This is a genomic window from Actinotalea ferrariae, assembly GCF_019733465.1.
In the GTDB taxonomy this organism is placed as follows: domain Bacteria; phylum Actinomycetota; class Actinomycetes; order Actinomycetales; family Cellulomonadaceae; genus Actinotalea; species Actinotalea ferrariae_A.
The window spans coordinates 1-7357 of sequence record NZ_JACVQL010000187.1 but is presented as its reverse complement, the minus strand read 5'-3'; the positions used below and the strand labels follow the sequence as shown (position 1 = coordinate 7357).

6 protein-coding genes are annotated in these 7357 nt (G+C 76.0%); 1 reads left to right on the top strand and 5 read right to left on the bottom strand.

Annotated features, from left to right (window positions below):
- Nucleotides 1-114 precede the first annotated feature (114 nt).
- On the bottom strand, nucleotides 115-3252 hold the full coding sequence (locus ICW40_RS14570) for an Ig-like domain-containing protein (protein WP_221654742.1): 3138 nt from the start codon (nucleotides 3250-3252) through the stop codon (nucleotides 115-117).
- Nucleotides 3253-3529: 277 nt separating this feature from the next.
- Here ICW40_RS14570 and ICW40_RS14565 point away from each other — a divergent pair, with 277 nt between their 5' ends.
- Entirely contained in the window at nucleotides 3530-4021 is a 492-nt protein-coding gene (locus ICW40_RS14565; protein WP_221654741.1) for a hypothetical protein, read from the top strand.
- Between the two features lie 9 nt (nucleotides 4022-4030).
- Here ICW40_RS14565 and purB read toward each other — a convergent pair whose 3' ends face one another.
- The 4 genes from purB to bla all read right to left on the bottom strand — a co-directional run.
- Nucleotides 4031-5500 carry an adenylosuccinate lyase gene (purB, locus tag ICW40_RS14560; protein ID WP_221654740.1) on the bottom strand — a complete coding sequence of 490 codons (1470 nt, stop codon included), beginning with the start codon at nucleotides 5498-5500 and terminating at the stop codon, nucleotides 4031-4033.
- Between the two features lie 53 nt (nucleotides 5501-5553).
- Nucleotides 5554-6105 carry an HAAS signaling domain-containing protein gene (locus tag ICW40_RS14555; protein ID WP_221654739.1) on the bottom strand — a complete coding sequence of 184 codons (552 nt, stop codon included), beginning with the start codon at nucleotides 6103-6105 and terminating at the stop codon, nucleotides 5554-5556.
- Entirely contained in the window at nucleotides 6102-6446 is a 345-nt protein-coding gene (locus tag ICW40_RS14550) for a PadR family transcriptional regulator (RefSeq protein WP_221654738.1), read from the bottom strand. The genes ICW40_RS14555 and ICW40_RS14550 overlap by 4 nt, the downstream gene beginning before the upstream one ends.
- Nucleotides 6447-6494: 48 nt before the next feature.
- Nucleotides 6495-7357: class A beta-lactamase (bla, locus tag ICW40_RS14545; RefSeq protein WP_221654737.1), on the bottom strand; the 863-nt coding region annotated here is incomplete at its 5' end.

Here is a 7357-nt window from a genome sequence, read left to right as displayed (position 1 = left end):
ACCCCGCGCTCTTCGTGACCGCGGTGGCCGTGGCGTGCGCGGCCGTCTGGGTCAGCGTGCGGATCCCCGCACCGACGCGGGGGACGGGCGGGTCGCCCGTCCCCCGCGCCCGGCTCAGCGGAGCGCCCGGCGGCGCGTCGCCGCGACGGTGAGCGCGCCGAGCAGCACGAGGCCGAGGGCCGCTCCCGCCGGGACGGCGGGCGACCAGCCCGTGGTGGCGAGGCCACCCGCGGCACCGGCGACGGCGGGCGCGGCCGGCGCCGTGTAGGTGAGGCGCACCTGTGCCGTCGTCGTGCTCCCCGCGAGGTCGGTCACCTGGTAGGTGACCGGCGTCGGGTCACCGGTGAAGCCGGCCTGCGGCGCGAACGTGATCGCGCCGGTCGTGGCCGAGACCGACCAGGTGCCCTCACCGGCGACCGTGAGCGTCGTCACGAGCGCACCCGTGCCCGGCGTGACGAGCCGCACGGACGTCGGGTCGAACACGCCGCGGTCGTTGCCGATCGGGTCGACCGTGACGGTGCTCCCGCTCGGGTTGCCGTCCTTGCGGTCGTCGAGCGCCTGCGGCACGTACGTCACCGTGGCGGTCGAGAGCGCGGCGTCGCCCGCCGTCGTGCGGACCTCGTAGCCGACGGGCGTCGGGTTGCCGAGGAAGCCGCTCTCGGGCGTGAACGTGATCGCGCCGGTCGTCGTGTCGACCGTCCACGTGCCCTGCCCGGCGACGACGAGGGTCGTCACGCGGTCACCCGTGGCCGGGTCGACGAGGCGCACCGACGCGGGGTCGAGCGTGCCGGTGTCGTTCGGCAGGACGGGCACGGTCACGGGCTGACCGATCGTCCCGCCGGTGACGACGTCGGGGTCGGCGACCGGCAGGTAGGTGACCGTCACCGTCGCCGTGGACGCGTCACCCGTGACGTCGGTGACCGTGTACGTCACCGGCGTCGGGTTCAGCGTGAAGCCGGCCTCCGGCGTGAACGTCACCGCTCCGGTGACGGGGTCGACGGTCCACGTGCCCTCGCCGGCGACCACGAGCGTGCTGACGGGGTCGGTCCCGTCGAGCAGCCGGACCGTCGTGGGGTCCATGGCGCCGACGTCGTTGCCCACCACGTCGAGCGTCACGGCGTCGCCGATGACGTTGCCGCGGTCCTCGTCGTCGACGGCGTCGGGGGCGTAGCCGACCGTCACGGTGGCGCCGACCGTGTCACCGGTCGAGTCCGTGACCTGGTAGGTCACCGGCGTCGGGTCGAGCTCGTAGCCCGCCTCGGGCGTGAAGGTCACGGCACCGGTGGCCGGGTCGACGGTCCACGTGCCCTCACCGGCGACCACGAGGGTCGTGACCGGGCCGGTCGGGCCCACGAGCCGGACGCTCGTCGGGTCGAGGTCGCCGAGGTCGTCCGCGAGCACGTCGACCGTGACCGGCGTGCCGATCGGGTTGGCGAGGTCGCTGTCCGGCGTCGCCGTCGGCACGTAGGTGACCGTGACCTCGGCCGTGTCCGTCAGCCCGTTCGCGTCGGTGATGCGGTACGTCACGGGCGTCGGGTCCACGAGGAACCCGGGCTCGGGCGTGAAGGTGACGACGCCACCGGCCACGGTCCACGTGCCCTCGCCGTCGACGACGAGCTCGGTGACCCACGCGGCGCCGTCCTGCAGCACGACGGTGCCGGCGGCGATGCCCGGGGTGTCGTTGGCCAGGACCGGGACGGCCACGACCTCGCCGATGGTGTTGCCGAGGTCCGCGTCGTCCGTGGCGGACGGCGGGCCGGCGACGGTGACCGTCGCGGTGGCCGTGTTGTCGCCCGGGAGGCCGCGGTCCGTGACCTCCGCGGTGTTGGCGAGCACCGTGCCGGCCGGATCCGTGGCGGTCTGCGTGTACGTGACGGTGAGCCGCTCGCCGACGTCGAGACCCCGCACGCCGTCCGCGGCGCCGCCCACGTGCGCGAACGGACGCGAGCAGGTGAGCGTCTCGGCCATCGGTGCCCCGACGGCGACGTCGCACGTGATCGGGCCGCGCTCCAGCTGCGTGCTGAGGCCACCCGTCGTGGTGACGCCGGTCAGGACGGCGGCCGAGGCGCCCGGGAGGGTGTCCGTCAGCGTGACGACGTCGCCGCGGGTCATCGCCTGCGGGCCGTCGTTCGTCACGGTCACGGTCCAGGTGATGGTGGAGCCGGGGAGCGCCACGTCGGGCGTCGCGCCGGCGGGGGCGACGGCCGCCGTCTTGGCGACCGCGAGGTCGTAGGCGCAGGGCACCCAGGCCAGGGTGACGTAACCGTTCTGACCCGCGCCCACGCCCGTCTGGCGGCCGTGGGCCGTCGACGTGACGGTCGTGGCGCCGGCCGCGACGAAGCTCGAGCCGCCGCCGCCGCCCGCACCGGCGACGTCGTTGATGTTGTTGTCGCCGTTCTTGATCGACGTCGACGCCCCGCCGCCGGCACCGAAGTACCCGCCGCCGCCACCACCGGCTGCGTCGTAGTTCGGGTCGTCCGCGCCGGCGCCGCCGGTGCGGCCCGTGCCTGCGGTGCCGTCGAGCGTGGCGTCGGTGCTGTGCGCGCCGCCTGCACCGGGGCCCGCGCCCGTGCCGCCCTGGCCGCCGCCCGGGAGCTGGCCGGTGGCGTCGCGCCCGTCGGTCCCCGCATCACCGGCTGCGGTGCCGGGAGCCGTCAGACGGCCGGCGTCGCCGCCGAAGCCGTCGTCGGTGGTCGAGTGCCCACCGCCGCTCCCGCCGCCACCACCGGCGACCACGGCGAGGTCGGCCTCGTCGGAGCCGCCGAGGTACAGGGCGCTGAAACCGCCACCGCCCGCACCCGCGTGGTCGGTCGCGGCGTTGCCACCCCGGCCGCCACCGTTGACGCCGCCGGCGCCGGCGACGTTGCCGGAGTGCGACTGACCGCCACCGCCGACGGTGCCGCTGAAGGCGGTGCCCGGCAGCACCGGGAACGTCGCCGTGATGAGCGCGCCGGCGCCGTTGGAGCCGACGCCACCCGCGCCGCTCGCCGAGCGCCCGCCGGCGCCCCCGACCACGGTCGCGGTCACGGCGCACGCGCCGTCCGGCGCCGAGCCGCTGAACGCGCTGCCGACGCCGAACGTCGTCGCCGCGGGGACCGGTGCCGGGTCGGCCGCTGCCGTGAGCGGCGCCGCGACGCCGGTCCCCAGCAGCGCCAGGGTCAGGGCGCCGACGGCGGTGGCACCGCGTCGCGCGCGCCCACGTCCTCGTCGGTCGGGGGTGACCCGCGGTGCGGGTCGGGACTGCTGATCCACGTCTCCTCCAGATGTCGGGCAGGCTGTCGCCGCTGTCTGCCCGAGAGGGAGAGCGCGCGACCGGCGTCGCAGCCGCCGCTGGGGTCCTCACCCCGCGGTGCCGGCTGCGCACGCCTGCGGCAGCGTCGCTGGCGGAGCCGTGCCCCGGGCCGTGGGGGGCGGGATTTCACACCGCACTTCACACCGCGCCCGGCCGACTCGTCCGGAACGTCCCGTTGGTCCCCGGGCGCGCAGCCGGACGGCGACCACGGCCGGGCGCACCTGGGATGATCGACGTGTGCGCGATCCGCTGCCGTTGACGTCGCTGCCCGGCCGTCCCTGGCTCGCGCGGACGGCGGTCCTCCTCGTGGTCGCCGGAGGCTTCCTCGCGGCGACGTCACTCATCGCCGCCGGCGTGCTCCGACCGCCGAGCGCCGCGGGCGCGATGCTCGCCACCGGGCTGATCGGCGGGCTCTGCGCGCTCGTGGCCGTCTCGGGCCTGCGCGCGAACCTGCGGACGACGGCGCGGCACCGCGCGGTCGCCGTCGCGCGCCTGCGCGCGGCGACGTCGTCGAGGTGTCCCGCCGTGGCGCTCGTCGCCGACGACGAGAACCGGCTGCTGCTCGTCCCGCGGGTCGGCGCGGCGGGCTACCGCTTCGCGACCGAGCTCGAGACGCTGCCCGTCGTGCACCGCCTCGAGGACCTGTGCTGGGACGTGGCCGACGAGGACGCGGAGCACACCGCGGACGACGTCGCCGCGCGCATCCGTCGCCTCGCCGGCGGCCGCTGACGAGCCGCGTCAGGCGTCGAGGAACCGCACCAGGTCCGCCGCCGCGCCGGTGTACGAGGCGGGCGTCATGGCCGCGAGGCGCGCCGCGACGTCGTCGGGCAGGCCGAGGCCGAGCACGAACGTGCGCATGTCGTCGCCCGTGATGCGGCGTCCGCGCGTGAGCTCCTTGAGACGCTCGTACGGCTCCTCCATGCCGGGCACGCCCGCGACGCCCGCCGCGCGCATCGCCGACTGCACCGCCTCGCCGAGCACCTCCCAGTTCGCGTCGAGGTCACGCTCCATCGCGGCCGCGTCGACGTCGAGCCCGGCGAGGCCCTTGCGGACGTTCTCGATCGCGAGCAGGGAGTGGCCGAACGCGGGGCCGATGTTGCGCTGCGTCGTCGAGTCCGTGAGGTCGCGCTGGAGGCGGGACGTGACGAGCGTCGAGCCGAGGCTGTCGAGCAGCGCGTCGGAGAGCTCGAGGTTGGCCTCGGCGTTCTCGAAGCGGATGGGGTTGACCTTGTGCGGCATGGTCGAGGAGCCGACCGTCCCCTGGCCGCGGACCTGCGCGAAGTACCCCATCGAGATGTACGTCCACACGTCGGTCGCGAGGTTGTGCAGCACGCGGTTGAAGCGCGCGACGTCGGCGTACAGCTCGGCCTGCCAGTCGTGCGACTCGATCTGCGTCGTGAGCGGGTTCCACGTGAGGCCGAGGTGCTCGACGAACGTCCGGGAGACCTCGACCCAGTCGGCGTCGGGCACGGCGGCGAGGTGGGCGCCGTACGTCCCCGTGGCGCCGTTGAGCTTGCCGAGGTACTCCGCCCGCTCGATCCGCCGCAGCTGGCGGCGCAGGCGGTGCGCGAGGACGGCGAGCTCCTTGCCGAGCGTGGTCGGCGTCGCGGGCTGGCCGTGCGTGCGCGCGAGCATCGGGACCGCGGCGTGCTCGCGCGCCATCGCGGCGAGGTCGTCGACGAGGCCCCGGGCGGCCGGCAGCCAGACGTCGCGCACGGCGCCCTGGACCATGAGCGCGTAGGAGAGGTTGTTGACGTCCTCGCTCGTGCAGCCGAAGTGCACGAGCTCGGTGACCTGCGGCAGCACGGTGTCGGCGCCGAGCGCGTCGGGCGCGGCGGCGAGGCGAGCCTTGAGCAGGTACTCGACCGCCTTGACGTCGTGCACGGTGACGCGCTCGGTCTCGGCGAGCTCGGCGACCGTGGTGGCGTCGAAGTCGAGGACGACGCTGCGCAGGTACGCGACCTCCTCGGCCGAGAGGGTGGGTGCGCCGGGGAGCACGCGGTGCGCCGCGAGGTGGACGAGCCACTCGACCTCGACGTGCACGCGCTCGCGGTTGAGCGCGGCCTCGGAGAGGTGGTCGACGAGCGGCGCGACGGCCGCGCGGTAGCGGCCGTCGAGCGGGCCGAGCGCGATCGCCGGGCTCTCGGCGGCGAGGCTGCGGCGGCCGGTGGTCGTCGGGGCGGTCACGTCGGGCTGGTCCTCGGGCATGCGGCGATCCTCCCAGACCGGTCGACGCGACCGCCCCGGGCGTCCAGGTGAGGTCAGGCCGTCAGGAGCCGCACGGCGACGGCGGCCAGCAGGAGCGACGCCGGGAGGCCGACGAGCACGACCTTCGACCAGAGGGGGAGCGGCGCCATGTCCTGCCCGGTCCGGGGGTCCAGCACGGGGTCCGCGTCCCGCGTCGTCCGCCGGACCAGGTAGGTCCCCACGGCGACGAGCAGGGCCACCCCGGCCAGGAGCACCAGCACGGCCGGCAGGCCGAGGACGGCGGGCTCCCGCGTCGCCACCCCGACCGAGCCGTCCACCAGCAGGGACGTGCCGGCGAAGGCGCCGAGCCCGACGGCCACCTCACGCCACGTCCACCCGGTCAGCAGGGCACGCCGGAGCGACCCGCCAGGCGGGAGGCCGAGGCTGTCGGCGAGCTGGTCGGCGTACGCGCGGGGCGGCCCGAACGCCTCGAGCGGGTCCTCGCCCGTCTCGGCGACGTGGCTCTCGACCTCCGCGAGCGCCTCGGCGATCCGGGGCCCGGGGACGTCGCGGAGCCGCAGCGCGAGGAGCAGCTCGCCCCGGTAGTCCTTCAGGTCAGCGGTCACGGCCGTACCCCCTCGTGGCTCAGCAGGCCGGCGGCCCGCTCGGTGAAGGTCGTCCACTGCGCGGCGCGGCGCCCGAGCTCGGCGCGCCCCTCGGTGGTGACCGCGAAGTACTTGCGGCCCGGTCCGGCGTCGCCCTCGCGCCACGACGACGTCAGCAGGCCGTCCTCCTCGAGGCGCGTCAGCACGGGGTAGAGGGTGCCGCCCTTGATGACGCCGAGCCCCGCCGCCTGCAGGCGCTGCGCGACGGCGTACCCGTAGGTCTCGCCCTCCGCCACGACCGCGAGCACGCAGAGCGCGAGCACCCCGCGCAGCCACTCGCCCGGCCACCGCACCTCGTCCATGGCTAGACAGTATGGCTGACTAGTCAGCGACGCAAGGTAGTCGGTCGATCAGTCCACGATCCCCAGCTGTGCGAGCGCGACCTCGGTCGCCCGGGCGAGGAGCGCGTCGTCGTGCGCGGCGTCCGGCACGTCCCTCGAGGTCAGGATCGCGACGACGACGGGGTCCGCCCCGGGCGGCTGCACGACGGCGAGGTCGTTGCGGGTCCCGTAGGCGCCGGTCCCCGACTTGTCGGCGACGTCCCAGCCGTCGGGGACGCCCGCGCGGACGAGCTCCGTGCCCGTGGTCGAGTCGCGCATCCAGCCGCGCAGCAGCGCGGCGTGCTCGGGCGGCAGCGCGCCGTCGAGCAGGTAGGCCCGCAGGTCCGCGGCGAGCGCGCGGGGCGTGCTCGTGTCGCGCTCGTCGCCCGGCGCGACGTCGTTGAGCGCCGGCTCGAGCCGGTCGGCGGACGTGACGTCGTCACCGAGCGCGCGCAGCGCCGCCTCGAAGCCCGCGGGTCCGCCGAGCCGCTCGAGCACGAGGTTGGCCGCCGTGTTGTCGCTGTGCGTGACGGCGGCCGCCGCGACGTCGCGCCAGGTCAGCCCCGTGCCCGTGTGCTGCTCGGTGACGGGCGAGTACGCCACGAGATCTGCCTCCTCCCACCGCACGAGCTCGTCGAGATCCCCGGGCGCCAGGGCGCCGAGCAGCGCCGCGGCGGAGAGTGCCTTGTGCGTCGAGGCGTGGCCGAACCGCTCGTCCGCGCGGTGCTCGACCGTCCGACCCGTGCCCGTGTCGACGGCGAGCACGCCCAGCCGCGCACCGAACTCCGCCTCGAGCGCCGCGAAGGCCGCCGCCGACGCCGCCGGGTCGGGCGCCGGCGGTGCCTCGGGCGAGGCGGACGCGGACGCGGACGACGTCGGCTCGGGCGTCGGGG